Source organism: Streptomyces sp. NPDC051921 (assembly GCF_040680975.1).
In the GTDB taxonomy this organism is placed as follows: domain Bacteria; phylum Actinomycetota; class Actinomycetes; order Streptomycetales; family Streptomycetaceae; genus Streptomyces.
In genome coordinates this window covers 20,244-45,484 of record NZ_JBFAXU010000040.1, presented here as the reverse complement: position 1 = coordinate 45,484, position 25,241 = coordinate 20,244, and the positions used below count along the sequence as shown (strand labels likewise).

The 25,241-nt window shown below is 72.4% G+C and carries 21 protein-coding genes and 1 tRNA gene; 10 read left to right on the top strand and 12 right to left on the bottom strand.

What is annotated here, in order from left to right; genetic code table 11:
- The first annotated feature begins 6 nt into the window (after positions 1-6).
- Together AB0M16_RS35040 and AB0M16_RS35035 are read left to right on the top strand one after the other, a co-directional pair.
- Positions 7-80, top strand: a tRNA-Pro gene (locus tag AB0M16_RS35040).
- A 3-nt stretch (positions 81-83) separates the two neighbouring features.
- Positions 84-2,696 carry a hypothetical protein gene (locus AB0M16_RS35035; RefSeq protein WP_365350357.1) on the top strand — a complete coding sequence of 871 codons (2,613 nt, stop codon included), beginning with the start codon at positions 84-86 and terminating at the stop codon, positions 2,694-2,696.
- Positions 2,697-3,178: 482 nt separating this feature from the next.
- Here the strand turns inward: AB0M16_RS35035 and AB0M16_RS35030 are convergent, their stop codons facing one another.
- Positions 3,179-5,452: an MMPL family transporter gene (locus AB0M16_RS35030; RefSeq protein ID WP_365350355.1), complete on the bottom strand. Its 2,274-nt coding sequence runs from the start codon at positions 5,450-5,452 to the stop codon at positions 3,179-3,181.
- Between the two features lie 174 nt (positions 5,453-5,626).
- On the opposite strand from AB0M16_RS35030, the gene AB0M16_RS35025 reads away from it, so the two are divergent.
- Positions 5,627-6,799 (top strand): histidine kinase, encoded by a 1,173-nt coding sequence (locus AB0M16_RS35025; RefSeq protein ID WP_365350353.1) that lies wholly within the window; start codon positions 5,627-5,629, stop codon positions 6,797-6,799.
- Complete coding sequence (locus AB0M16_RS35020; protein WP_365350351.1) at positions 6,774-7,436, top strand: response regulator transcription factor; 663 nt, start codon at positions 6,774-6,776, stop codon at positions 7,434-7,436. Before AB0M16_RS35025 ends, AB0M16_RS35020 begins: the two co-directional genes overlap by 26 nt.
- An 80-nt stretch (positions 7,437-7,516) precedes the next feature.
- Here AB0M16_RS35020 and AB0M16_RS35015 read toward each other — a convergent pair whose 3' ends face one another.
- Positions 7,517-8,746 carry a cytochrome P450 gene (locus AB0M16_RS35015; RefSeq protein ID WP_365350349.1) on the bottom strand — a complete coding sequence of 410 codons (1,230 nt, stop codon included), beginning with the start codon at positions 8,744-8,746 and terminating at the stop codon, positions 7,517-7,519.
- Between the two features lie 221 nt (positions 8,747-8,967).
- Between AB0M16_RS35015 and AB0M16_RS35010 the strand changes: the two genes are divergently transcribed.
- From AB0M16_RS35010 to AB0M16_RS34995, 4 genes are all read left to right on the top strand, one after another.
- Positions 8,968-9,204, top strand: coding sequence for a DUF6480 family protein (locus AB0M16_RS35010; RefSeq protein ID WP_365350347.1), 237 nt, complete (start codon positions 8,968-8,970; stop codon positions 9,202-9,204).
- A gap of 555 nt (positions 9,205-9,759) precedes the next feature.
- Positions 9,760-10,116 (top strand): STAS domain-containing protein, encoded by a 357-nt coding sequence (locus AB0M16_RS35005; protein ID WP_365350345.1) that lies wholly within the window; start codon positions 9,760-9,762, stop codon positions 10,114-10,116.
- Between the two features lie 425 nt (positions 10,117-10,541).
- A complete protein-coding gene (locus tag AB0M16_RS35000; protein WP_365350343.1) occupies positions 10,542-10,970 on the top strand; it encodes an STAS domain-containing protein in 429 nt (142 codons plus the stop codon).
- Between the two features lie 549 nt (positions 10,971-11,519).
- On the top strand, positions 11,520-12,038 hold the full coding sequence (locus AB0M16_RS34995; protein WP_365350341.1) for a DUF6328 family protein: 519 nt from the start codon (positions 11,520-11,522) through the stop codon (positions 12,036-12,038).
- 97 nt (positions 12,039-12,135) lie between these two features.
- Here AB0M16_RS34995 and AB0M16_RS34990 read toward each other — a convergent pair whose 3' ends face one another.
- The 4 genes from AB0M16_RS34990 to AB0M16_RS34975 all read right to left on the bottom strand — a co-directional run bounded on the left by AB0M16_RS34990 (position 12,136) and on the right by AB0M16_RS34975 (position 15,771).
- Positions 12,136-13,743 (bottom strand): NAD(P)/FAD-dependent oxidoreductase, encoded by a 1,608-nt coding sequence (locus AB0M16_RS34990; protein WP_365350339.1) that lies wholly within the window; start codon positions 13,741-13,743, stop codon positions 12,136-12,138.
- Positions 13,730-14,182, bottom strand: a complete 453-nt coding sequence (locus AB0M16_RS34985) for an SRPBCC family protein (protein ID WP_365350337.1) — start codon at positions 14,180-14,182, stop codon at positions 13,730-13,732. The genes AB0M16_RS34990 and AB0M16_RS34985 overlap by 14 nt, the downstream gene beginning before the upstream one ends.
- A 13-nt stretch (positions 14,183-14,195) precedes the next feature.
- Positions 14,196-15,209 (bottom strand): SDR family NAD(P)-dependent oxidoreductase, encoded by a 1,014-nt coding sequence (locus tag AB0M16_RS34980; RefSeq protein WP_365350335.1) that lies wholly within the window; start codon positions 15,207-15,209, stop codon positions 14,196-14,198.
- A 355-nt stretch (positions 15,210-15,564) separates the two neighbouring features.
- On the bottom strand, positions 15,565-15,771 hold the full coding sequence (locus AB0M16_RS34975; protein WP_365350332.1) for a hypothetical protein: 207 nt from the start codon (positions 15,769-15,771) through the stop codon (positions 15,565-15,567).
- A 481-nt stretch (positions 15,772-16,252) separates the two neighbouring features.
- Between AB0M16_RS34975 and AB0M16_RS34970 the strand changes: the two genes are divergently transcribed.
- Positions 16,253-16,516 carry a hypothetical protein gene (locus AB0M16_RS34970; protein ID WP_365350330.1) on the top strand — a complete coding sequence of 88 codons (264 nt, stop codon included), beginning with the start codon at positions 16,253-16,255 and terminating at the stop codon, positions 16,514-16,516.
- A 326-nt stretch (positions 16,517-16,842) separates the two neighbouring features.
- On the opposite strand, the gene AB0M16_RS34965 is transcribed toward AB0M16_RS34970, so the two are convergent.
- The gene (locus AB0M16_RS34965; RefSeq protein WP_365350328.1) at positions 16,843-17,742 is read right to left on the bottom strand and encodes a PI-PLC domain-containing protein; all 900 of its coding nucleotides are present in this window, start codon (positions 17,740-17,742) and stop codon (positions 16,843-16,845) included.
- Positions 17,743-18,305: 563 nt separating this feature from the next.
- Complete coding sequence (locus AB0M16_RS34960; protein WP_365350326.1) at positions 18,306-19,373, bottom strand: hypothetical protein; 1,068 nt, start codon at positions 19,371-19,373, stop codon at positions 18,306-18,308.
- 212 nt (positions 19,374-19,585) lie between these two features.
- Between AB0M16_RS34960 and AB0M16_RS34955 the strand changes: the two genes are divergently transcribed.
- Entirely contained in the window at positions 19,586-20,629 is a 1,044-nt protein-coding gene (locus AB0M16_RS34955; protein ID WP_365350324.1) for a S66 peptidase family protein, read from the top strand.
- Between the two features lie 208 nt (positions 20,630-20,837).
- Here the strand turns inward: AB0M16_RS34955 and AB0M16_RS34950 are convergent, their stop codons facing one another.
- The 4 genes from AB0M16_RS34950 to AB0M16_RS34935 all read right to left on the bottom strand — a co-directional run bounded on the left by AB0M16_RS34950 (position 20,838) and on the right by AB0M16_RS34935 (position 24,881).
- Entirely contained in the window at positions 20,838-21,149 is a 312-nt protein-coding gene (locus tag AB0M16_RS34950) for a hypothetical protein (RefSeq protein ID WP_365350381.1), read from the bottom strand.
- Positions 21,150-21,158: 9 nt separating this feature from the next.
- The gene (locus tag AB0M16_RS34945; RefSeq protein ID WP_365350322.1) at positions 21,159-21,863 is read right to left on the bottom strand and encodes a maleylpyruvate isomerase family mycothiol-dependent enzyme; all 705 of its coding nucleotides are present in this window, start codon (positions 21,861-21,863) and stop codon (positions 21,159-21,161) included.
- 201 nt (positions 21,864-22,064) lie between these two features.
- Positions 22,065-22,598, bottom strand: a complete 534-nt coding sequence (locus AB0M16_RS34940; protein WP_365350320.1) for a GNAT family protein — start codon at positions 22,596-22,598, stop codon at positions 22,065-22,067.
- A gap of 180 nt (positions 22,599-22,778) precedes the next feature.
- Entirely contained in the window at positions 22,779-24,881 is a 2,103-nt protein-coding gene (locus tag AB0M16_RS34935) for a SpoIIE family protein phosphatase (protein ID WP_365350318.1), read from the bottom strand.
- Positions 24,882-25,241 lie beyond the last annotated feature (360 nt).

Sequence of the window (25,241 nt, the reverse complement as noted above, 5' to 3'; positions counted from 1 at the left end):
CATCGACGGCGTGTAGCTCAGTCAGCCAGAGCACCGGGCTTGGGACCCGGGGGGCGCAGGGGCGGATCCTGCCACGCCGGCTTATGGACGAGATCGCTGACCAGCAGCTCCCGACGACTACTGCCGATCCCGCGTACGCCTCAGCCCAGCTGGGCCGGGCGCTGCGCACGCACCTGACCCATCCGGACGCCGGTGCGCGCGACCGCGCGCAGGGCCGGATGCGCCAGTGGCGGCAGGTCCTGTCCGGAATCGCGGACGGAAGGCTCACCGTCGGCTCCCGCACCCCGGTGGCGGGGCTGCCGGCCTGGGTCACGCCCGAGATCGTGCGCGGGGGCTTCGCGACCGGTACTCCCGCGGCCGGCGGTCCGCTCGCCCCGTACGAGGAGGAGGTCGCCCGGCAGGCCGGCGTACCCGCCACTCGGGCCGCGCTGTTCGCCCACGCCCTGTCCGAGCAGGGCCTCGGCCGGCTGTGGAGGCTGCTGGACAGCGGCCGGTACGAGGCGGTGCTGCCCGAAGAGACCGCGCTGCTCACGGTCGCCTGGCTGGTACGGGCCGGGGACATCGAAGCGGCCGCGGCGCTGGTCGCCGAGCTTCAGCCGTACGCGGAGCGGCTCCGCTTCCTGCCCCGCCCCGCCGAACGTCCGGCCGCCGCGCCGGGCGTGATGCACCGTCGCAGCGTCGGCGAGGTGGCCGCCGACCTGAACGCCCGCCGGCCGAAATCGGCCATCGAGGCCCAGCGGGAGGCGCTCGCCGTCTGGCGGCCCTTCGAGGACGAACTCCTCGCGTACTGGCTGCGCCATCCCCTCGACGGGCCGAAGGCGTCGGGCCGCGCCGTCCCGCGGCCGTCGCGCGGTGCGGACGACGGGGCCGGGCGCCCGACCCGGGACGGCGGCGGCTGCCGAGCGACGGCCGGTGCTCCGGGTAGCCGGGCTGGATCCCCCGGACCCGACAGCGCGGCCCCCGGAACCGACGCCGCCGCTGCGGACGGCCGAGACCGTCCGGCACCGGCCGGTGCGCCGCACCGCCGGAGCGAAGCCTCCGCGCCCGACGACCGGGCCCCCGGACCCCACGCGGCCGCCCCCGGCGGCCCGGGCCGCCGGGCCGAAGCCGCCGCGCTGCTCGGGCGGTACGAGGAGCTCGCGGCCGCTCATCGGCTGTGCGGCAAGCACCGTGACCCGAAGTCGAACGCCGGCATCCTGCGGCGCGCCCTCGAGGACGTGGCGGCGGGGCGGACGGTGTCGCCGCGGCTCGCCGGCTTGGTGCGCCACGCGGTGTCGTCGATGGTGGCCAAGCGCGGCCTTCCGGGCTCGCCCGAGCACAGCGCGCTGCGCCGTGCGCAGGCCCGCCAGGCGGCGGCGCCCTCGCACCACCGGATCGCCGCGCTCGTGGTGCGTCGGCTGGCGGGCCTGGACCAGCGTGCCGGCACGGCCGACGTCGAATCGCCGGTCGTGCCGGTGACCGCCGTCGAGGCCGCCGCGACCGGGCTGCCGGCCGGCACGGTCGTCCCCGTGCGGCTGCGGAAGACGGTCGGCTCGGCCCTGAGCGCCCCGCTCGCGACGCTGGTCGAACGCGGCCTCGTCCCGTCGGCGGAGGTCCTCGCCACCCTGGTTCCGCAGACGGTGGCGGAGGCCACGGCCCGGCGGTTCACCGACCCCGCGCTGCGCACACTGGCGGCGGCCACGTACCGCGCCTTCCGCAACCGGCGCTCGCTGCTGCTCCTCAACCTGCAGCACCAGGTACGGGTCGACGAACTCCCCTGGGTGCGGGCGGTCGTCGGGCACGGCACCGACGCGGACGCGGACGCGCGGGCACGGGCGGCGGCCGGTGCGGCGCTGCGAGAGCTCGGCGGACTGGCGGTGGGCACCTTCCCGGGCACGCTGCTGCCGAACACGCTGGTGCGCGAGCTGTCCCAGCTGGCGCGGCAGGCGGACCTCACGGCGCCGTTCGTGGAGGAGCTCGCGGCGGACATCTTCATGGGCACGTTCACCCGCAAGTTCCTCGACTCGGCCGGCACCGCCGCCGAGCTGCTCGACGGGAGCCTGTACGCGCGCTACTACGGGATCGACTGCGCGGCGGTACGGAGTCTGGTCGTCGCCCAGGCGGCGGAGGAGCGTACGCGCCGCGCCGGCTCGTCGCGTACGGCGGCGACCACGGCGGCGGGCGAGTTCGGCCGGATGTGCGCCGAACGGGCCCGCGGTTCCGCGGACGTGGCGAGCGGTTCCGGCCATGGCACGGGCTCTTGGTGGGGCTCGCCGGCCGTGAACGGCACGGTGATCGAACAGGCCCAGATCCTCACCACCCACAACCTGGCCGTCCTGGTGCGCCAGGCCGGTATCGCGCCGGCCGCGGGCGGGGAGGCACTGGCCCGCGCGTGCTTCGTCACGGTGTGCCGGCTCGTCGCGCGGGTGCACGGGCACCCGCGTCCGCTGGGGATCGTGAAGGACGCCGCGTACGCGTGGCGGCAGATGCTGTTCCATCTGTCGCTGTGCCCGCCCGACCGTCAGGCAGCGGTCGTGGAGTGGGTGGCCGCCGAGGCCGCCCGCCAGCCCTGGCACGCGGCCGCCCGGCTCGGCCCGGCGGTGGCGGGGCTGCGGCTCGTGGCCTCGGGCGGCGCGTTCGGGCCGGACGGGACGGCACGGGGCGGGCCGGCCCGCCGGTTCCTGGGTTGGAGCGTGGGCGGCCACTGGATGGTGTGACCTCGCGGGTGGTCGGGGAAGCGGAGGGTACGATCGCCGGTCCGGCCGGGCGGAACGAGCTGCCGGCCGAGTGGTTCGTCCTCCGACCGGCCTTCTGGGGACGGCAGAAGCACGTGCGTGGGGCCGCGACGTCATGGACGCCTCCTGGAAGCTGTCCGGCCGTTCATGTGAGTCGCTGGGCTCCCCTTCGTGCGAGAGGGGGACTGCGGTGGTGATGGCTCGCGAGGCTGCCGTCGCGACGGTGCAGAAGGTCATGGACGTGGACTGTGCGGCCGAAGGGGCCGGAGCCGACAGCCGACGAGGTGGTCGAGCAGGCTCTGGCGTACCGGCCCTTCGCGCTGTGAGAAGGCCTCGGGTTCGAGGCCAGACGGCCGCGGCTGCCGCGGTGACGGTACCGAGAAGGACATCACCGCGCCGGTCGTAGCCGGGTTGCCACCGCCCGGGGTTCCTGGCCGGACGCCGAGGGCGAACGGGGAGTCCCGTCAACGGTCGACCAGCCGTGGACGGGGGGCCTCCCCCGTGGCTTCGGTGTCGTCGGCGCCGTCGATGCCGACCGGGGCTCGGGGGAGCATCCGGTCCAGCCAGTTCGGCAGCCACCAGTTGGCCGGGCCGAGGAGTGTCATGGTCGCCGGTACCAGCACCATGCGTACGACCGTGGCGTCGATGAAGATCGCGGTGGCCAGGCCGAGCCCGAACATCTTGGTGGAGGGGTCCTCGGCGACGGCGAAGGACAGGAAGACCGCCACCATGATGAGGGCGGCCGAGGTGATGACCCGGGCGGTGCCCGAGACGCCCTCCACGATCGCCGTGCCGTTGTCGCCGGTGCGGACGTACTCCTCGCGCACGCGCGAGAGGAGGAACACCTCGTAGTCCATCGACAGACCGAAGAGGATGGCGAAAAGGAACATCGGGATGAACGACACGACCGGAACTGTCGCTTCCAGCCCGATGAGTGCGCCTCCCCAGCCCCACTGGAAGACCGCGACCATGAACCCGTAGGCCGCGCCGATGCTCAGAAGGTTCAGCAGCACCGCCTTGAGCGGTACGACGACCGAGCGGAAGACCACCATCAGCAGCAGGAACGAGAGCGCCAGCACGGCGGCGACGAACACCGGCAGTCGCCGGCTGGTGCGTTCGCCCACGTCCGACAGGCTCGCGGCGGCGCCGCCGATGTGCGCCCTGGCCGGGCCGTGCCCGATCGCCGCGGGCAGCACCTCGGTGCGCAGCCGGGCGATGGTGTCCGCCGTGGCCTTGTCCTGAGGGCTGGTGGTCGGAAACACCACGACGGTCGCGATGCCGGTGGCCCGATCGGTGTGCGCCGGCGCGACGGACGCGATGCCCGGATCCGCGGCGACCGCCCCGACGAGACGGTCCAGCACCCCTGGATCGCCGGCGGGGTCCGCGGCGATGACGAGGGGGCCGTTGACGCCCGGGCCGAACCCCTCGGCGACGAGGTCGTAGGCACGTCGCTCGGTACGGCTGGGAGGCAGTGAGCCGTCGTCGGGCAGGCCGACGCGCAGGCCGAGCACGGGCAGCGTCGCCGTCAGCAGCAGCCCCGCCGCGCCGACCGCGTACAGCACCGGGTGCCGGCCGACGTGCCCGATCCAGCGCCTCCACCTGTCGGCGGGGGCGACGCCCGCTGTCGTGTCCTGCCGTCGGCCGGGGCGGCCCGCCCTCCTGGCCCGAAGGGCCCGGCCGATACGACCGGCCCGGCCCAGACGCGGGCCGGCCGCGCCGAGGAAGGCCGGCAGCAGCGTCACCGACGCCAGCACCATGGTCAGGACGACGATCGAGACGGCGAGCCCGCCCACCGTCATGAACGGCACGTTCGCGACCGCCATGCCGAGGATCGACACGACGACGGTGCCACCGGCGAAGACCACGGGCCGGCCCGCCGTGGCCACCGCCCGTCCGGCCGCCTCGTGGGGGGCGAGCCCGCACGCGAGGTACTCCCGGTGCCTGGCGAGCACGAACAGCGCGTAGTCGATGCCCACTCCGAGCCCGACCATGCTGCCCAGGACCGGTGCGAAGGCAGGGACGTCCGTGACCCCCGCGAGTACCGTCATCGTGGCGACGCCGACGGTCAGCCCGAAGACGGCCATGCCGATCGGCAGCGCGGCGGCGACGAGCGAGCCGAACGCCAGGAACAGGATGGCGGCCGCTGCGAGGATGCCGATCAGCTCGCTCGTGCCGCCGTCGGGGTCGGAGAAGGCGTAGAAGAGGTTCCCGCCCATCTCGATGCGCAGGGGCAGCTCGGCGCGCAGCCGGTCGCCGAGACCGACCAGGGCGTCGAGGTCGTCGGCGGAGAGCCGGCTCTGGTCGGGGTACTGCACCCGGACGACTGCGATCCGCCCGTCGGCCGAGACGAGGCCGCCGCGCACGGCGGCCTCCCTGCCTGCGGTCAGCGCCTCCGCCGGGTCGCTCGTGCCGAGCACGTGCGGCAGCCGCTTCACCTCGGTCTGCAGCCGGGTGAGGGCGCTGCGCGCGCCGCCGTCGTCGAAGAACGTCGCCCCGTTGTCGAGGGGGGTGACGACCACTTGGGCGGTCATCCCCTCCTGGCCGGTGCCTGCCCGCTCGATCAGTTCCGCAGCCTGTTGGGAGTCCAGTCCCGGAGCGGTCATCGAGTCCGCGGTCCGCCCGCCGAAGGCGACGGCGGCGAGGACGGTGAGCGTGGCGGCGATCAGCCATGCCGCGATCACCCGCCAGGGATGGCGGGCGGCGCTTGCGCCCAGGCGCAACAGGGCTTTCGAGAGCATCGGGTCCTCCAACCACCTCGTCGGCCGTCCGTGTACGGCCGCCGATGCCGAGGGTCGTCGCCACGGCGCCCCGCGGCATCGGCCGGCGGGCCGCGGATCCGTCGGCCCCGGGGCGGAGTGACGACCGTCCTTTCGGCCGATGCGCGGCACGCCGCGCTCCCTACGCTGAGAACCGTGCTCCGAGACGACCTGCGAACCCTGTGGACCGAACCCCGGCCGCCCGACGCACCCGCCCGCGTGCGGCGGGACTGGGCGCTGCTCGCCGCGGGCCTTGCCGGTGTGGCGCTGGAGGCCACCTTGCGCGAGAACGTCGTGTGGCGGCCGGTGGCGGTGGTGTTGGCCGTATGGCTGTGCCTGCTGCCCCTGTGGCGCCGGACCCGCCCGCTGGCGATGGTGACGCTGGCGTTCGGCTCGGTGGTCCTGCTTCCGGTGGCCTCGCTCGTCGGCGCACCGAGCGAGCCCGTCGGCCTGTACACCGGCGCGGTCGTGCTCGTGCTGGTGTACGCGCTGCCCCGGTGGGGATCGGGGCGCGAGGTCGTGCTGGGCGGCGCGGTGATCCTCGCGGCCGGCGCGCTGTGTTCCGTCACGGACGAGACCCCGTTCGTCGAGAACGTCGTGGGCATCGCCTTCCTGCTGCTGCCCGGCGTGGTCGGGGCGGCCGTGCGGTTCCGGGTGACCGCTCGCGAGCGGCAGTTGGAGCAGGTGCGCTCCCGCGAACGCGAGCAGCTCGCCCGGGAACTGCACGACACGGTGGCCCACCACGTGTCGGCCATGGTGATCATCGCCCAGGCGGGCCGGGTGCTCGCGGGCACCGACCCGTCCGCCGCCGTCGAGGCGCTGGAGGGGGTCGAGGAGGAAGGGGCGCGCACACTGGAGGAGATGCGCGCCATGGTCGCCGCACTGCGCGACCGCGGGGTCGGCGCCGAGCTGGCGCCCCCTGCCGGAGTCGCGGATCTGGAGCGCCTGGTGCGCACCCCGGGGGGCCGTCTCAGGGTCGACCTGGGGCTCGACGGCGAACTGGACGCGCTGCCCCCGGCCGTGGACGCGGCCGTCTACCGGATCGTGCAGGAGTCGGTGACCAACGCGCTGCGCCATGCGGTCGAAGCGACCGAGCTCGTCGTTCGGGTCGCCGCGGGACGGCACACGGTGCGGGTGAGCGTGCGCGACAACGGCCGGCGCACCGGCCGGGGCCGCGACGGATACGGACTTACCGGACTTCGGGAGCGCGCGACCCTGCTCGGCGGCACACTGAGAGCCGGCCCGGATGCCGACCGGGGTTGGCATGTCGAAGCCGAACTGCCGGGAGCGAGGAGCGAGAGCGGTGTCCATTCGCGTCCTCGTCGCTGACGACCAGACGATCATCCGCACCGGGTTGCGGATGATGCTGAACGCCCAGCCCGGCATCGAGGTGGTCGGCGAGGCCGCCGACGGGCGGAAAGCGGTACACCTGGCCCGCGAACTGCGCCCCGACGTCTGCCTGTTCGACATCCGCATGCCCGTGCTCGACGGGCTCGAGGCCACCCGGCTGATCGCCGGCCCGGGCGTCGCCGACCCGCTCGTCGTGGTCGTCATCACCACGTTCGACCTCGACGAGTACGTCTACGGCTCGCTGCGTGCCGGCGCCCGCGGTTTTCTCCTCAAGGACACGGGACCAGACCTTCTGGCGCAGGCCGTACGGTCGGCGTCCGACGGTGAGGCACTCATCGCGCCCAGCGTCACCGTCCGTCTGCTCCAGGCGTTCGCCGACCTGCCCGCCGGCCGGCCCGCGGTCCAGCCGGTCTCCCCCGTCACCGCCCGCGAGGAGCAGGTGCTCCTCGCCGTCGCTCGGGGGCTCACCAACACCGAGATCGCCGATGCGCTGCACATCAGCCTCAGCACGGTGAAGACGCATCTGGCCAGCCTGATGGCCAAACTCGGCGCCCGCAACCGGGTCGAGATCGCCATGTGGGCCTACGAAACGCGCCGCATCCTCCCCGGCACCTGAGCACGCCGGCTGCGTACCTGTGCTGCCGGAAGGCCCCCCCGCACGGTGACGGTCAAGGATGTCCCGGATGCGCGGAATCGTCAGGCGAGGTCGAGTTCGAAGCCGCTGCGGGGCAGGGTCGGCACCCGCGACAGGGGGATGGTGAGGTCCTGGTCGGGGACGCTGTAGTCGAGCCGGGCGAGCTCCGTCGCCAGGGTCGCGAGGACCGTGACGGTGATGTCCTCGCCGGGACACCGGTGGCCTTGGTCCGGGTCGCCGCCGCCCTGCGGGACGAGGTTCTCCGGGCGACGGGCCGCACCGGTGAAACGATGGGGATCGAAGCGGTAGGGGTTGTTCCACAGGGCGGGGTCGTGGTTCTGCCCGTAGAGGTCGAGGAGGACCATGGTGTGCTCCGGAATCCGTTCGCCCCGCCAGGTCAGGTCCCGCGCCGCGAGGCCGCCGACGAAGGGTGCGAACGGGTAGAAGCGCCGTACCTCGTGGGCGAAGGCCCTCGCGTGGACGCCGCGGGCGTCCGCGCGAAGCAGGTCGCGGTGGTGCGGCCAGCGGTGCAAGGCGTGCGCCGCGAAAGTGGCGAACCAGGCGATCGCGATCGTGGGCCGAACGATGTTCAACAGCTCCACCGCAGCCGTGTGCGGATCGAGGAGGGTCCCGTCCACGTCCCGGTGCCGGGCCACCGCCTCCAGCGCCGTCGCCCCCTCACCGCTCGGCCTCCGCGGCGCCTCGCGGAGGGACGCGATGAGGTCGGCCATGGACTTCTCCTGCCGGGCCCGGGCATGGCGGGCACGCACATGGCGTGGACCCGGGGTGGCGAAGCCGTCGACCATGGCCGTGCAGTCGTGGGCCAGGCGCTCCACCTCCGGCCCCGCGAAGGGAACCCCCGCCCACTCGCAGACGGCCAGGGCCAGAACGTCGGCCGCCTCGTCGAACACCACCACGCGCTCGCCGTGCCGGCTCTCCGCTGCCTCGCGCCACCGGCGCTGGACCTCCGCGCCCAGGTCTCCGACGCCCCTCTCGTCCTTGAGAAGGGCGAGGAAGAGCGCCTTGCGTGCCCGGTGCGCTTCGCCGTCCAAGGTGTGCACGGCCCCTCGCCCGAAGAGGGTGTCGAGGACCGGCCCCGGCAGCGCCTCCCTGCGCACGACGTTCCGCTCGTCGTAGAAGAAGCGCACCGCCTCCGGGCCGTGGAGGGCGATGACGGGCCTACCGAGCAGGCGGGTCCGGTACGTCGTGCCGTCGGTGGAACGCATCTTGTCGGGAAGCCAGGCGTAACCATGGGCCAGAACCCCGATCGTGCCATCACGCAACGGCCCCATGAGAGTCTCCAAAGGGGGCATGCGGTGCGGCTACCCGAAGTCGAGCCCGCATAACGGAGGCGGCGGAAACCCAGCGAGAGTTCTTCGTTCAGCTCAGCACCCCCTTGGCGCTCCGGCCCAAGCCCGTGAGGTGTACCGCCGACGCTCGGCTTGCGGGGCTCGCGCATGGGTAGGCGCCGGTCACACGCGGCGTACATCCGGCCGCTGAGGAGGTGAGTGACATGACCACCCCGAGCAATCCCGACCCCGATCGCCGTGCCACGACGGGACTGGAACCAGGTGGCGGCGTGCCGGCGGGTAAGACGCCTCCGGCCGAGACGGGCACCGGAACCGGGACGGGCCCGTACCGGAAGCCGACGCCGGGCTGGTCCAAGGGCCCCCTGCTGATCCTGGCGCTCGCGGTGCTGGTCTTCGCCCTGTTCTTCGCGGTGTACGGCATCGTCCTGGCCACCCGCTGAGGCATCGGGCCCGGCCGAGTCGGCCATGGCCGACGACGTCGACGGCGCGCCCCGTTCGTACGCCGCCGGTCCGAGGACGTGGGGGTGGCGGCGTTCTCTCCGGGGTGCGCGGCCCGACGCCTGCCCCCTTGCCGGCCGCCCCCTTCACCGCCCAGCCCCCGTGACGCCACGCAGCCCGCCCGCGCCGTCGCCCCGGCTGAGCCATCCTTCCCGGCGCGGCGTCGGGTGGGCCCCGACGTCGATGCCAGGGCCGCCCAGTCCACAGCACGTCGTCCACTGCCGGCACCTCCGTGTCGCCACCTGAGAGGGGTAGGCGCTGACGGGTGAAGGCAGTTGGCGTGGACGGTGCCCTGGTCTGCGGTGGGTGCGTGTGGGAGCCTGTGAGGACACCAGCCTGGTCTGGTAGGAGACCCCGAGCCGCCCGCGCAGGCTCTCTGCTGAGGGCCGGGACGCGGTTCGGGTGGTCTTGCTGGTCTGTGCGTGACCCCACGTCACGCTCCTGGCACCCCGCGATCGGGGTGCGTTGGGCTCGACCCCGTAGGAAAGGGGCGAACCATGAGCGATCTCACCCTCACCACACGCGAGGACCCCGACGGCACGGTCCTCGCCCTGTCCGGGGAGATGGACCTCGCGTCGCGACCCGCTCTCGAAGAGGCCACCCGTGTGACGCCGCCCGGCGGCTCAACGCTGTGCCTGGACATGTCCGGGGTGACCTTCATGGACTCTTCCGGCCTGAACTTCCTGCTGATGCTCCAACGCCGACTCGCGGCCGACAGCAGCCGCCTCGTCCTCACCGGCATCCGGGAAGAGCCGCTGCGCGTCCTCACCCTGACCGGCGCCGACGCCATCCTTCTGCCTGCTGACGGCGGGGCCCCCGTGCCCGCACCGCGCCGGACCACACCGGCCTCCTGAGCCCACTCAGCGGGCCGGCGAACCCGGGGATGGACGAAAGCCGCACGTTCGTGGTCTCGACAATCGGCCTCGACGGCACGACCGTCCCGGGCGGTGAGACCGGCATCCTGGCCGGCAGCATCGCGAAGTGCCCCTGACCGGTACTCACCGGCCCGAGCCTCTTCACCCTGTGGTGGAGGGGCTCTCCCACACTCCGGCACATACGATCACGACGCTGATCGCGAGGGACATCCTGATCCCGATCACCGAGGACCTGGCAGGCGTGCCGCCTCACCCCGACGGAAACCGTCATGGCCAGAAAGCCGACTCCTGACACGGAGAGCCGTGCACGGCACCGGAGCCAGGTCTGTCCACCGGCTCCGAGCCGCGAACCAGCAGACCCAGGGCGCACCATCGCACTCCATGGCTTTGAAGGGAGAGAAGCCATGCTCAGCCACTTCGACGACCAGCCCGCCACGCCCCCGGACGACGCCGGCGGCGTCCCGGACCGGCCCACCGTCGCCGTGGTATTCGAATCCGGCCCGCAGCGAGTGCTTGCCCGGGTGAGCGGCGAGATCGACCTGGACAGCGCGCGCAGTCTGCGTGAGGACCTCTTCACCGCGTTCCGGACCAGCCCCACCGGGCTCGTCGTGGACCTCGCCGCTGTCACCTTCTGCGACAGCTCAGGCCTGCACATCCTTCTGGACCTGCACTGGCTGGCCGCGAAGACCGGCAAGAGCCTCGTCCTGACCGTGCTCAGCCGCCCCGTCGCCCGCCTGCTGGACATCACCGGGACCCGGCCGATGTTCACCCTCCACAGCGAGTCCCGCCCCGGCGCTCCGCCGGACCTCACCCCCATCCCCCGACAGACGTGATCACGGCGCCGCGGACGAGACCCACACCACTTCGAGCGACGCCGTCAGCGCCGCGCTGAGTGCCGCCCGCTTCACGTCCCTGCCCTGGCCGGACACCGCAAGCTGAAGACCGACGGGCGCACGCCCCCGGGGGCAGACCCCCAGCGCCCGGCGTCCCCGCCCAGGCCCCGCGGGTCCGCATGAATCCACCACCACGGATCGGTGCGGCCTGGGAGAAGGGGAGGAAATCCCAGGCTGCACGCGAGCCGGTCGCCGCCGCCCACGACTCGGGGGGATCCGCAGACGACGGCGCTCTCGCCCGCCTGCCCTCGAGACCACATCTCAAACCATGTGTTTTCCGGGTGAAATGGCGCGGCACGCCAGCCAGGGCCGAAGGGCACCAGGGCAGAGCGGGGAGCGAAAGGGGGCACTCAACGGGAATCGGTATCCGCCACCCGCAGGTCCGACGGCCTCGGTGCTGTGAAGCTCGGCCCATATGCGTTTTCTGTGTGTCGCCTGTCCGTGTGTCGACGCGGGCGTGCGCTTTCGAGGTCGGGGCACACTGCGGTCATGGCGACGAACGGCGGCAAGGACCCTCGACGGGACGCGGTCAGCGACGGGCGGGACGAGACGGAAGCGGAACGGGCAGACCGCAGATGGACGGAGCTGCTGCAGGAGTTGCGGGTCGCTCAGACGGGGATGCAGATCCTCTTCGGCTTCCTGCTCGCGGTGGTCTTCCAACCGCGCTTCACGGAGCTGAACGACGTCGACCACACCATCTTCGTGATCACCGTCGCCTTCGGTGCGGCCACGGTCGGCGCGCTCGTGGGCCCGGTGTCGCTGCACCGGCTGGTTTCCGGCAAGGGCCTCAAGCCCGAAACGGTCGCCCTCGCCTCCCGGATGACGCTCATCGGGCTGGTACTGCTGTTCTGCACCATGGTGCTGGTCTTCCTGCTCATCCTGCGTGTCGCACTGCACGACTCCCTGGCGTTCTGGCTCGTGGCCGGCATGGGGTTGTGGATCGCCGTGTGGTGGTTCGCCATTCCCGTATGGGCACGTCATCGCGCCCGCGGCCTGTCCCGGCGCTGAACCGGCGGAACGCCGTCCCGGCGCTGACCCCGGCGGAGCGCCGCGACCGGTCACGTGTCACGAGCATTGCGGTGACGAGCGGAGCGCCTCCCGCGCCTCATCCAGGGTCTGACGGTCGGGCGTTTCGGCGCCGCAGCCGGGGTACGCGGACGGCTCTCAGCGCCGCGCGTGCCGCGTTGGCGCCGCAGGCTCCGTGTACACCCCCTCCGGGGTGCGTCGTGGCAGAGCAGAGGTAGAGGGCGCGGATCGGCGTCTCCGGACGGCCGAGGCCGGGAAGCGGGCGGAACACCAGTTGCTGGTGCAGTTGGGTGGTGCCCTGGTTGACGGCCCCACCGACCAGCGAGGGATTCAGCTGTTCGAGGTCGGGAGGTGCGAGGACCCGCCGCGCGAGGATCGAGGCGCGGAAACCGGGAGCCAGGCGTTCGACGCCCGCCTCGACGCGGTCGGCGACCGCTTCCTTCTCGTGCGCGTCCCAGCGGCCCCGGACGTCCTCCTCCCCGGCGTCTCCGCGGATGTGCTGGGGGACGTGCGTGTAGCCCCACGCCGACTCGGTGCCGGCAGGCGATCGGGCGGGATCCGCCGTGGTCATCTGGCCGAGCACGGTGAACGGCACGTCCGGAACCTGGTGCATGGCGAGCTGCCCGGCGAACCGGGTGAGGGCGTCGACGCCCTCGGCGACGTGGACCGTCCCCGCACCGCGCGCCCCCTCGCACTCCCAGGGGATGGGCCGGGACAGCGCCCAGTCCACCTTGACCGTGGCGAAGTCCCACTGGAAGCGACGCACGTCGGCGCGAAGAGGCGCCGGCAGGTGCCGCTCCCCCACCAGTCGCCCGTACACCAGGGGGGCGGGCAGGTCGGCGAGGACCGCCCGCCGCGCGGGGATCTCGGTACCGTCCGTCGTGCGGACGGCGACGGCACGCCCGTTGCGTATCACGACGCGCGTCACCGTACGCCCGCAGAGCACCGTGCCACCGCGGTCGCGCAGCCGCGCGACCAGGGCGTCGGTGAGCCGGCCCGCGCCGCCGGCGGGAACGGGGAAGCCGTGGTCCTGGCCCAGCATGCACATCAGCCAGCCGAACCCTCCGCCGAGCGCAGATTCCGGGCCGAGGTCGGCATGGAGCGCGTTCCCGGCGATCAGCAGTCGGCCTCCGTCCCCGGCGAAATGCTCCTCACCGAAGTGACGGGCGGGCAGCAGCAGGGTGCGCAGCAGGCGCAGGCCGTCACCGGGTCCCGTCCTGGCGCCGAGCCGCAGTCCCGCGCGCACGGGCGGGAACGGGGTGAACAGGCAACCGACCAGGTCGTCCCCCACGCGGCGCCACAGACGGTGCAGGCGCTCCCAGGCAGCGCCGTCCGGGGCCGCGAACCCGGCCAGAGAGGCGGTGGTGCGCCGGAGGTCACGGCTGAGCACGGGACAGCGCCCGTCAGCGAGCGGGTGGGCCACGACGTCGGCGGCGTGGCTCCAGCGCAGTCCGTAGCGGTCGAGCGCGAGGTCCCGGATCACCGGCGAGGCGGCGGCGAGCGGGTAGAAGGCGCTGAACAGGTCGTGCACATAGTCGGAGTGGACGCCCCGGTCACTGCGCACCGCACCCCCGGGCCGGTCCTGGGCCTCCACCACGACCACCTGCCAGCCCGCGTCCGCGAGCAGGTTGGCCGCGACCAGGCCGTTCGGGCCGGCGCCGACGACGACCGCGTCAGGAGCCGGCACGGGACCGCTCCTCGGCCGAGGCGGCGAGCTCGCCCAGTCGGACGAGCATCCGCCGGTTCCGCCATCGCATGAGCACGTCGACGGCCGAGTTGTGCCACCGTGCGGCGGCGCCGCTCAGTGGGTGCTCGTCGACGACGACGAGGGTGCCGCTGCCCCACGGCTCGATGCGAAAGGCGATGCGGGCGCTGCCGACGTGGGTGCGTGCCTCCAGTTCGAGGCGGCGTCGTGGTTCGCACAGGCGGGAGATCGTGCGCCCGTGGTACGCCCATGGGCCGAGCTTCAGGGTGTAGCCGAGCTCCGCGCCCGGGGCGGGCCACCGGTCGTCGCGCTGCCAGGAGTCATGGGTGCCCACCACGAACAGGGCGTACAGCCGGCCTTTGCTCAGGACCGACCAGACGGCCTCGGGCGGGGTGTCGATGAGGCGGTTCCACTGTGCCACGGCTTCGGTCTCCTCAGGTGTGGGGACGGGGGAAGGAATGCGTGCGGGTACAGCCGTGCCTGCGTGCGTGGCTGCGGGATCCGCGGAGGCCCGCGCCGGTGGCGGCTGCCGCGGCGGCGATGAGGCAGGCGCGGCGCAGCACGGTGCGAGCCCTGCCGTGGCGGCCGCCGGTGACGGAGGCCGTGTCCGCGGACGGGGTGAAGAGCGTGCCGGTGGTGACCGGCGCCGAGCCCGGCGCGCCGAGGTAGCCGTGCTCGGTACGGTGCCGGATCAGTGGCCGCACCAGGCCGGGGGCCGTGTCGTTGGCCCAGGGGAGGAGCCTCGCGCCGGGCCCGACGTACACGTGCCGGCGAGGCCGTGCCGCGGTGCGCACGACGGCCCGTGCCACCCGTTCGGGAGTGGCGAGGGCGGGCAGGAAGCGCACACGGCGGCCCGTGCGGTTGGCCGCGTGCGCGAAGAAGGGGGTGTCGACGCCGCCCGGCAGCACCGTGCACACGGCGACGCCCCGCTCGCCCGTCAGCACCAGTTCTTGGCGGAGTACTTCGTCGAGGCTGACCAGGGCGGCCTTCGAAGCGGCGTACGGGCCCATGTAGGGCGCATCGACGCGGCCGCCGAGGATGGAAGACACGTCGATCAGCACACCGTGGCCCTGACTGCGCATGGTCGGCAGTGCGGCCAGGGCCCCGTGGAGGGCACCCTGCACGTTCACCTCCCAAACGCGCCGCGCTTCGTCCGGAGGAATCCGGTCGAGGAGGCCGAGGACGCCCACGCCGGCCGCGTTGACCCAGACGTCGATGCGGCCGAACCGGTCGAGCGCCGTCTCCGCGACCCGGGCGATCGCTTTCGCGTCGGTGACGTCCGCGGGTACGTCCACCGCCTCGGCCCGGGCGTGCGCGGCCTCGCACTCCTGGGCGACGTCGCCCAGGGCGGCCGCGCTGCGCGCCGTGACCACGATCCTGGCGCCGCGGTGGGCGAAGGCGAGCGCCACGGCGCGGCCGATCCCGCTGGACGCGCCCGTGACCACCACGACGGTCCCGGGTGGGACTGTGTGTCGGTTCCCGGGTGGGCGTGGGTGTCGGGCCCCGGGTGGGCGTGGGTGTCGGGCCCCGGGTGGGCGTGGGTGTCGGCGTCTGGTCATGCCCTGCGAGTCACCGCTATCGGCGCACTTCATTCGGGAGGGGCGGCCGGCCGTTCTTGCCTTGGCTCGGAAGGCGACGTGATCGGACGGCGCCCCCTACGATCATGCTCATGCCGGCCCGGGCGCGGGCGTGAGCAAGGCGGCGGCCACCGGCGTGGGGCGTAGGACTGCCTCGACCCCGCCGGTCTGAGGTGCCGCGGCCCCTTCGCAATCGTCTCGCGCCGTCAGTTGCCGTCAGCCGCCGTCAGCCGGGGCGCCGCCCCGAGTCGTCGTCCTGGGGATCGACGCCGGTGAACGCCGAGGCGTCCTTGGTGCCGCTGGGCCGTCCGCTTCGCCCTCGCTCGCCCGTGTCGTGCCTGCCCTTCTCGGAGGAGCGGGCGTGCTCCTCTCCCCTGCGGGAGTCGCTCGTGACGGTGTCCGCCGGGACACCGGTGTCTTCCTCCTTCGACACCTGCCGCCCCTTCCGACGAGCGGGTGCGTGCTCCTGGGGGTGGAAGGAACGAGAAGCGCTGGGGTTGTCCTCCTGCCGGGTCTCGTCGACGTCCGGGGCCCAGCCGTGATGTCCGTCCATGTCGCTGGGACGACTTCCGCTGCGACGTGAGGGTTCGGGAGACTTGGAGTTTCCAGCCATGATCCGGACCTCCGTCCTTGAGAGAGGTTCTGCGGCGCGGCTGCCCGTCTGCAGGCGATCAAATCCTCACATGGTCAGACTCCGCGTGGCCGGCTTCGTCGGTACCCCCTCGCCAGTTCGTTGAGCCGAACGGATCTTCTCGGCTTTCATCATCGGCGCGACCGCCCCGCACGGGTACGCAAAGGCCGTACCAGGTCGGCATAATCAGCAACTTTGCCCGGATAATGGGCACGCCCCCCTCTGTCATGCGCACCTGCGGCGACCGACGGCAGGGGCGGCCTTTCAGCAAGCGGGAGGAAGCATGCTCGTCCGGCACACAGTCGAAAACGGCGTTCTGCGCGTGGCGCTCCTGGGCGACCTGGACGTCTCCAGCCGGGCAGCTGCCGCCCTGCAGATCGAAACGCTGCTCCATTCGCACCGGCCGGAGCAGGTGCGGATCACGCTGTCGACCAGCGACCCGTCACGGGCGTCTCTCAGCGTTCTGGCCCGGGCCCGCCGCCTGTGCGAAGGCCTCGGAATCCCCTTGACGGTGGCCGGACCCGCCAGCAGGCCCGCGGCAGCGTGACCCCCGAACGCGCTGACCCTCCCCGAGGCCCCCGCGGTCGCGCGCCCGACGGGCCTGGGCGGCTCCAGCCGCTCCAGGCCCATGGCGGGAGCACCGGGGGGGGCGGGCCGCCGGCGTGGCCATTTCGGGCCTGCGGCGGCCCGCCCAGCGTGGGCTCCTCCACCGAGGGCAGCCCCTTGAGACCGCGACGAAGCCCGGGAAGGGGCGGCGCGGGCCGGTGCGGGCCGGCGCGGGCCGGCGCGGGCCGGTGCGGGGCGGCGCGGGGCGGCGCGGGCCGGTGCGGGCCGGTGCGGACGGGCCGCCCGCGGATCCCGGGAGGGGGGGGGTCAGTTCCGGGCGTCGAGTTCGGCGACGATCGAGGCCGGTGTGTGGCCGCTGCGGTCGGACACCCGGTGGAAGTCGACCGAGACGAAGTTCGGGTCGCGGCCCCCGGCCGCCGGACGGCACTGCTGGTCGATGCGGTCCCGCAGCTTGGTCCCGTTGTCGAGTGCGGCGTTGATGAGCGTGGGGACGTTCCGGTGGTGGCTCATCGTGAAGAGCCTGCGGAAGCCCGGCTCCTGACGGTCCAGCGGCACGTCCGCCCACCGGGTGACGCAGGAGACGTCATCGCCGAGGTCACCGAGGCTCCAGTAGTTGCTGACCGTCCAGGCCTTGTCGTGCATGACGCCCAGGTGCTCACGGTCGCCCGCGTCGCTGAAGATCAGCAGGCGCTTCCCGGAGCTGACGAGGTCGGTCATCCTCGGCCACCCCTGCCGGCGCACGTTCCACGCGTCGGGCCTGAAGAGCAGCTGGTCGAGGCCGCGGACGCGGCCGAGCGAGTTTCCCAGTTGCTGCGCGGTGACGTAGTCCTCCAGGAAGACGGTCACCACCTCCTGGGGGTTGGCCGCGAGGAAGTCCACCGCCGTCTGCATGCTGCTCTGGAAGGACTGTCGTGGCAGTGCGTACGTGGCTCCGGCGAAGGTCTTGCACTCGCCGTGACACAGGTAGACGTCGCTCGGGTAGCAGTCGCTGCCGAAGCTGATGACGCACAGCCACCGGCTGTGCTCGTACCAGTGCGTGTCGAGGCTCAGGCCACGCACCCCGTTGTCGAGCTGGTGGCGTATGGATTCGGACTGTGACACCGAACTCCAGCGGGAGTCCTCGTAGTTGGTGAAGGCGTTGTGCGTGGCGAGGAAGGAGACCTCGTCGAGTCGCCGGTCGCCCCAGCGGGCCCGCGCCTGGGCCACGGCGGATCCGTTCGCGGCAGCGGCGGTTCCCGTGACCGCACGGGCGGGCGTGGGGGGCTGAGCCGCGCTCGCCAGGGCCGGTGCCGCCAAGAGGCCCAGAAGGAGGCTCAGGAGGAGGAGGAGGAGCGAGACGGTGAGTCGTCCGGTTCCCCGAGAGGACGTCGTCTCGGCCGAGCCTGATCCGAACCGTGGGGCCGCGCCGGGACGGGCGCCCCGAAGTGACATGTTCATGATTGGCATGCAGAGGAGCGTAGTGCGCCCGAGCGGGATTCACCCCGGCTCGGAAGGCAAGCATCGAGTTACCTTCGGTCCGCCCCCGACGACCTGACGCGGCCCACCCCTACTGAACTACCGATCAGTCACGTGCTCGGTGTACCCGCTCCCCCGACGGGATGCAAGAGGGGCGCCCGCCTTCGCGGCGGAGACGTCGGACTCCGAACGCCGCCTGCCCTCACGGACACGGAAGGAGCTCCCGCACGCGGGACGCGGACGGTGCCGACGTGTCACACGCCGCGCTCGGAATCACCTCTGCCACCCGCTGCGCAAGGATCACGGACCGGGACTCATTGGATCAGGTCGGCGTGCGGATGCTCGGGGGAGGTCGGACAGACGTAGAGCTGCATGTTGTCGGCGCTGCCGACTTCTACCCTGGTCGGCTGCGCCGGGTCCTGGCCGGCGGGATGACCGTCGGCATCGGCGGCCGCTCGGTCCTCGTGCGGCGCCCAGCCGCGCGTGCCCTCGTCCCATTCGAAGGAGGCGATGGTCAGCAGCGGGACCATCCGGACGTCGCAGACAGCGCAGAATCGGGGATGCGGGTCGGTGCGGCCCCACGGGGGCCAGCCGCCGGCCTTCCAGCCGGGGGCGCCGGCCAGATTGCCGTCGTAGAACTCCGTCGGACAGTCCGCGTACGAGCTGTCCAGGCCGGCACCGGCTGCCTGCCACCTGCTCCAGTCCCCCACCGCCAGACGCATCCGCAGGCTGAGATCGAGGCTGTGGGGATACTCGGTGACTGCTTCTGGTGCCAGCAGACACGGCTCCGGCACATAGCCGTCCCAGTCCGCCTCGTACGGTTCCGGCGGCAGGGTGAGGACCTCGCCGACGTCCGCGGCGGACCGCCAGAACAGAGCGGTCGCGGGCTTGGCGTCCGGTTCGTGGACGTAGGGGCACCACAGCACCTGGAGCACGTCGGCCTGCCCGGGCGGCCGCAGGAGAGGGACATCGCGCACGTACAGCTGGGCGACGGGCAACATGGGGACCGGACTCTCCGCGGGCCAGGGAGGGCCGGCATCGAGGCGCTCCATGAACGTCGCGGCGTTGCGGAGATGCATCTCCGTCTCCTCCGGCGTGTAGTGAGGACCTCGGGGATCGTGGTGGAGCCGGGCTTGTCGACGCCTCTCGAGGCGTATCTCTCCGGGCGACTTACACCGTCCCGTGCCCGGATGCACGGCTTCGCAGTGCGGCCATGGCTCCTCAGCGGGCCACAGCAACGGGCCACCCACAGAACTGTCCCGCACCGAGGGCGACCCGAGGCGTGGATGCAGCCGGATCGCCGTGCGCGCCAACGGGGCCAACTCAGGAAAGATCGCGGTGACGTCGACGGGCCGCGGCGGAGTAGTGCGTACGAAGACCATGCCGGTGATCCTGCCACCGCCCGCTGACAGGCCCCTACCGCCTCAACCGGCCGTCCGCGCGCGGCTGGTCGGCCCGCTCACCGAGCCGGCCCACCCTGCGCTCAGGTGGGGGACGGTCCTCCTGCTCGCGGCGCTCCGAACCGCGCCCCCGCCTCGCCGTATGGGCGACAAAATCGTGCGACCGCCGACCTACCCACTCCTATGATCTCCGGATGACGGATCCGATCTACCCCACCAAGCCCCGCCCCGGAGACCGGGTCGCGGTGCTGTCCCCCGCGTCCGGCCTGCCCGGCCTTTTCCCTCTGCCGTACGAGTTGGGGCTGCGCAGGCTCCACGAGGAATTCGGACTGAAGACGGTGGAGTACCCGACGACGCGGAAGATGGGGGCGACGCCGCAGGAACGGGCCGAGGACATCCACGCCGCCTTCGCGGACCCTGACATCAAGGCAGTGATCGCCAGCATCGGCGGCGACGACCAGATCACCGTCCTGCCCCATCTCGACCACGATCTCCTCCGCGCCAACCCCAAGCCGTTCTTCGGCTACAGCGACAACACCAACCTGTTGCTGTTCCTGCGGAACCTGGGCATCGTCAGCTATCACGGCAGCTCCGTGATGGTCGAACTCGGTCGGCCCGGAGCGATGCACCCGTCGACCGCGGATTCCCTCCGCGCGGCGCTGCTCACGTCAGGCGCATACGCACTCACTCCGTCAAGCACCTGCGGGGACGTCAACCGGCCCTGGGAGGACCCGCACACCTTCGAGTCCGAACCTGAAATGGAGCCGGCTGACGGCTGGTTCTGGCACAACGGCGACCGGGTCGTCGAAGGGCTCGGCTGGGGTGGCAACCTGGAGATCCTCTCCTGGCTCCTGATGGCCGATCGCGCGGTGCTGCCGGTCGATGCGTACGCCGGTGACGTGCTCTTCCTGGAGACCTCCGAGGAGATGCCGCGCGCCGACGAGGTCTACCGGATCCTGCGGAACATGGGCGAGCGCGGGCTTCTGCGGCAGTTCCCCGCACTGCTGATGGGCCGGGCCAAGAGCTGGTCTTTCGAGAACCGGTTCAACGCCGAGGAAAGGGCGCACTACCGCCGCCGGCAGCGTGAGGCCGTCCTGCGAGCTGTCCAGCAGTACGCCCCCGACATGATGGTGGTGTTCGACGTCGACCTCGGTCACACCGACCCTCAACTCGTGATCCCCGTCGGGGGACGAATCCAGGTGGACGGTCCGTCACGCCGGATCGTGGTCACCTACTGAGTCGGTGCCGGGGGTGCGATTGCCCCGCAGGCTCGCACCCCCGGCGACCGGACACTGACGTGCCCGGGCCCCAGCCTTCCGGCTTCGGCTCGGCGTCACCACGCAGGAGGGGTGCGGACGGGATCGACTTGCTGGGTCGTCAGGGCCTGACAGAGCCGTCGCCTCGACGAGGCGACGGCGCCATCACGGCTCTCCGTTCCCTCTCCGCCTACCCCAGGTCCCCGAGCCGGAGGGCGTCCCTCATCTCGCGGAGCTTCGCGGTCGTCTCCGGGGTCCGCTCCTGGGGCTGTTCGGCGAGTTGGACGGCATCCTCGATCTCGCCGAGCTTCGCGGCGGGCACGACGCCTGCCGGCTCGATCAGGTCGTCCCGTGACACGGTGGTCAGCCACGTACGAGGGGTGAAGCCCGGGCGCGGGAACGCGAAGCGCAGCACACCTTCGAGGGGCAGGCCCTCCATGGCGCCCACAGCCACTTCGACGCCCAGACCGCCGATGTCGTGGATTCTCGGGGTCACGGGCAGGCGCCGAGGTCAGCCCAGGGCGAGCCAGCGGATGCCGAGCTGTTCGACCTGTACGGTCTCCGCTTCGTCCAGCGGCTCCCGCCCGGTGGCCTTGCGCAGGAAACGACTCCGGCTCCACCCCAGCTCGTCGGTGGCCATGGCGTGTTCCGTGCCGAGGAGCAGCTCCGTCACGACGTCGCCGGCTGCCGAGGTCAGCCAGGGGCTGCGTCCCAGTGCGTCGGCGAGGTCGAGACCGTGGACGGCGACCTCCACCACGCGGGTGAGGAGGAACTCCGAAAGGAGCATGGCGTCGCCGTGACGCGTTCGTACGGTCCGGCCGTCCTGCTGGACTCGGCACAGCTGGTCGACCCGCTGCCAGGTGGCGGCGAAGTCCTGTGCGAAGGCGGCTCCGTCGGCCGACCGGGCCGCACGGTCCTGGGCCAGTGCGATCCGGCTGTCGTTGGTCCGGGGCGAGAAGCGCTCATCGGGGCGGTAGTACTCCGCGGCCGAGATCTCCGGCTCATGGGGGGCCGGTGCGTCCAGCATGTCCGGTAGCCAGTCGATCACCACGCATACATGCCCGAGCAGGTCGCGCACCGTCCAGGGGACGCAGCGTGTCGGAAGGTCCCACTCGGCCGGGGAAAGCCCTGACACGGCATCGGTCAGGGCCCTGGCTTCCTGACGAAAGGCTTCGAGCACTCGGTCCTGATTCACGCTGGTGACGTTCCTGATCATCGTCGGACGGGCGCCTGGTTCCTGTCGGTCATCCGACCGCGGCTCGACGCACGTGTTCCTCACGGCGGAGATCCGTGCTTCATCCGTGAGCTCGCATCGGTTGTTCCCCACGGGCCGGCGCTTCCTTCCTCGAGGGCGGCGCCGGCCCGCTGAGGCGTTGGGCGTCGGGCGTCGGGCGTGTGGCCTACGGTGTTTCGGCTCTCAGAGCTGCGCGTTGCCGGGCCGCTCCGCGCGGAGCATGGAGTAGATCACCGAGTCGTTCCACTGTCCGCCGCGCCACACAGCGGAGCGCAGGACGCCTTCCTTGACGAAGCCGGCCTTCTCCAGGGCGCGCTGCTCGGCGAGGTTGGCCACGTCCGTCCACGCCTGGATCCGGTCGGCCCTGGTGTGCTCGAAGAGGTAGTCCGCGAGGAGCCGCTGTGCCTGGGTGCCTATGCCCCGGCCGCGGGCGGAGGGCACCAGGCCGATGGCCAGGCTCCAGTTGGTCAGGTCCGCGGGCCCCCAGGTGCCGGGAAACCACTTCACCCGGCCGACCGTCATGTCGCCTTCGACGACCGAGAACAGCCCGCCGTCGGGGCCGAGGAGGCCGTTCTCGGCGAAGCGGCGGCGCAGGTCCGCCGTCGACTGGTGGCCGAACCACTGGTGGACGCCCCAGCCCTCCGGCCCGTCGAACTCCCGCTCCCACACGTCGAGGTCATCGGCGGTGACGGGGCGCAGCGTGATGTTGTCCGACACGGAAGGGCTCCTGATCTTTCGGGCCGCGCGGTTCGATTCCGCACGTCCACGGCGGACGACGTCTTGTGAACTTCTCCTCCCGACGACACGCGCTGCGGCTGGGCGCCGGTTGCGGCCGGCCGGAGAAAGATCGTCAGGACTGCCGTGAGGGTCAGCTGTGTCGGAGCTGCTGGTGGCTCGTCACGCTGTCGCTTTCCGGCCCGTCGCAGGAAGGGGCCCGGCCTGGGCGATGAGGAGGGCGACGTCGTCGTGGTCGTCCGGATGCCGCAGGGCGTCCAGCAGCCACTGACAGGTTTCCTGCAGCGGGCGGTGCGCTTCGCCGAGGCTTCGCAGCAGGGTTTCGAGGCGTTCGTCGATCGCGTGGTGGCGGGTCTCCACGAGTCCGTCGGTGTACAGGACGAGGCGGTCGCCGGGGTGAAGCGCGAAGGACTCGGTGCTGAAGGGGACGCCGCCCACCCCGAGCGGGGCCCCTGTGGGGAGGTCGAGGAGTTCGGGCGGCTGGCCGGCGCGGACCAGGGCGGGTGGCAGGTGTCCGGCATTGGCGATGTCGCACCGGTGACGGTGCGGGTCGTAGATCGCGTACAGGCAGGTGGCGATGTAGTGCTCGAGGCCACTGGTGATCTTGTCGAGGTGATGCAGGACCTGGTCCGGGGCGAGGTCCAGACCGGCGTACGCGCAGGTGGCGGTCCGCAGGCGGCCCATGGCTGCGGCGGCGTCGATGCCGCTGCCCATCACGTCGCCGACGACGAGTGCGGTCTTGTCGCCCGTCAGAGGGATGACGTCGTACCAGTCGCCGCCGATCTCGGAGGATGCCTGGGCCGGCTGGTAGTACGAGGCGACTTCCAGGCCGGCCAGGGCGGGAAGACGGCCGGGCAGCAGGCTGCGTTGGAGGGTTTCGGCGGAGTTGCGCACGCTCTGGTACCAGCGCGCGTTGTCGATGGCGACGGCGGCGCGCGCGGCGAGTTCCCCGGCGAGGATCACGTCGTCGTCGTCGAAGGGCAGGGGGTTGCGGGTGCGCATCAGGTCGAAGGCGCCGAGGACCTCGTGGTGCGCGATCAGCGGGACGGCGAGGTACGAGTGGACGCCGGCCCGGGCGAACGCGTGGGCGGCGTCCGCGTCGGGGGCGATGCGCAGCAGGTCGTCCGGTCCGGCGTGCGCGACGACGACGGGCTGGCCGGTGTGGACGCACTGGGTGATGAGCCGGTCCGGGCCGTAGGCGGCCAGGTCGCCGACCGCGTCCGCGGCGTCGAGGGCCTCCGTCGGGTGCGCGCCGGCGACGGCGAGTGCGCGGAAGAGCTCCGGTCCTTCGTGGGAGCCGGTGGTACGGCGGAAGGCGAGGACGGCGTCGAGGACGTCGACCGCCGCGAGGTCGGCCAGGTCGGGGACGGCGACCTGGGCCAGTTCACGGGCGGTCTCTTCGACGTCCAGGGTGGTTCCGACACGGGCGGACGCCTCCGCGATCAGCGACAGGCGGCGTCGGGCCCGGTCCGCTTCAAGGGTGGCGCGGTGGCGTCCGCTGACGTCGACGACCGAGTTCGCCACGCCGAGGACCCGCCCATTCGCGCCTTCGAGCCGGTAGTACGACACGGACCAGGCGTGGTCGTGATCGAGGTCGGCCCTGGTGCGGCCCACGACGTACTGATCGATCAGAGGCGTGCCGGTGAGCAGGACCTGCCGCAGCGCCGATTCGATGGTGTCGATGCCGGCGGCGGGGTGGATGTCCCGTGGTCGGCGGCCGATGTGGTCGGCGGCCGGGATGCCGTTGATGCGCTCCAGCGCGGGGTTGACCATGAGGTAGCGCAGCTCGGTGTCGAAGAAGGCGACGCCGATGGGTGACTGGGACACCAGTCGGTCGGAGAGCGCGAGCTGGGCTTCGATGCCTTGCAAGGTGACCTGGTCAGCGGCGATGCCCAGCGCGTAGACGTCGCCGAGGTCGTCCTGGAGCCGCATGTTGCGGAACTCCACCAGCCGCGTGCTGCCGTCCTTGTGGCGGATGGGGAAGGCTCCTGCCCAGCTCGCCCCGGTGCCCATCACCTCGGCGAAGAGCCGGCTGACCACGTCCGCGTGCTCCTCGCGGACGAGCAGACGGGCCGCGTACCTGCCCAGCGCCTCCTCCGCGGTGTAGCCGAAGACGTCGTTGGCCTGCGGGCTCCAGAACACGATGCGTCCGTTGGTGTCCAGCACCACCGCGGAAACGCTCAGCAGATCGAGGAGCCCGCCCGGGGGCAGCGAGCCGTCCGTTCGTGCCTTCCCGCCGGGCCGGTCGGGTTCATCCGGTTCCATCACCCAGCTCCCTCCGTGGCGCCGCACGCGGAGTCGCCCACCTCACTATGGTGCTTCCGCCACCAGGCCACCCACGAGTCGAAACGCGGTTCAGGTGGCCGTGAGGGTCCGACGGACCACGGCGCATGCCGCGTCGGCGAGCAGCACGGCCGGCCCGCCGCCGTCGGCTGGGAGGGGCCCGACGTGCGGCAACGGCACCACGCCACCTGCTGACGGACCAGCGGTCGGCCGAGGAGCTGGACCGGTCACGGACGGTGATCGGCTCCCACCCCCCTCGCCGTGCGTATCGAGGGCCCGGGTCCGCCAGGCGTCCTGCGGCAGGGTGCACGTGCCTGCCGATCAGGCCCGTGCGAGAGCGGT

Bases quoted from the DNA above. Each gene is read 5' to 3' on its own strand.
- AB0M16_RS35010 (WP_365350347.1), top strand. From the start codon at position 8,968: ATGACCACCCCGAGCAATCCCGACCCCGATCGCCGTGCCACGACGGGA.
- AB0M16_RS34945 (WP_365350322.1), bottom strand. From the start codon at position 21,863: ATGATCAGGAACGTCACCAGCGTGAATCAGGACCGAGTGCTCGAAGCC.
- AB0M16_RS35030 (WP_365350355.1), bottom strand. From the start codon at position 5,452: ATGCTCTCGAAAGCCCTGTTGCGCCTGGGCGCAAGCGCCGCCCGCCAT.
- AB0M16_RS35000 (WP_365350343.1), top strand. From the start codon at position 10,542: ATGCTCAGCCACTTCGACGACCAGCCCGCCACGCCCCCGGACGACGCC.
- AB0M16_RS34955 (WP_365350324.1), top strand. From the start codon at position 19,586: ATGACGGATCCGATCTACCCCACCAAGCCCCGCCCCGGAGACCGGGTC.
- AB0M16_RS34995 (WP_365350341.1), top strand. From the start codon at position 11,520: ATGGCGACGAACGGCGGCAAGGACCCTCGACGGGACGCGGTCAGCGAC.
- AB0M16_RS34960 (WP_365350326.1), bottom strand. From the start codon at position 19,373: ATGGTCTTCGTACGCACTACTCCGCCGCGGCCCGTCGACGTCACCGCG.
- AB0M16_RS34935 (WP_365350318.1), bottom strand. From the start codon at position 24,881: ATGGAACCGGATGAACCCGACCGGCCCGGCGGGAAGGCACGAACGGAC.
- AB0M16_RS34970 (WP_365350330.1), top strand. From the start codon at position 16,253: ATGCTCGTCCGGCACACAGTCGAAAACGGCGTTCTGCGCGTGGCGCTC.
- AB0M16_RS35005 (WP_365350345.1), top strand. From the start codon at position 9,760: ATGAGCGATCTCACCCTCACCACACGCGAGGACCCCGACGGCACGGTC.
- AB0M16_RS35015 (WP_365350349.1), bottom strand. From the start codon at position 8,746: ATGGGGCCGTTGCGTGATGGCACGATCGGGGTTCTGGCCCATGGTTAC.
- AB0M16_RS35035 (WP_365350357.1), top strand. From the start codon at position 84: ATGGACGAGATCGCTGACCAGCAGCTCCCGACGACTACTGCCGATCCC.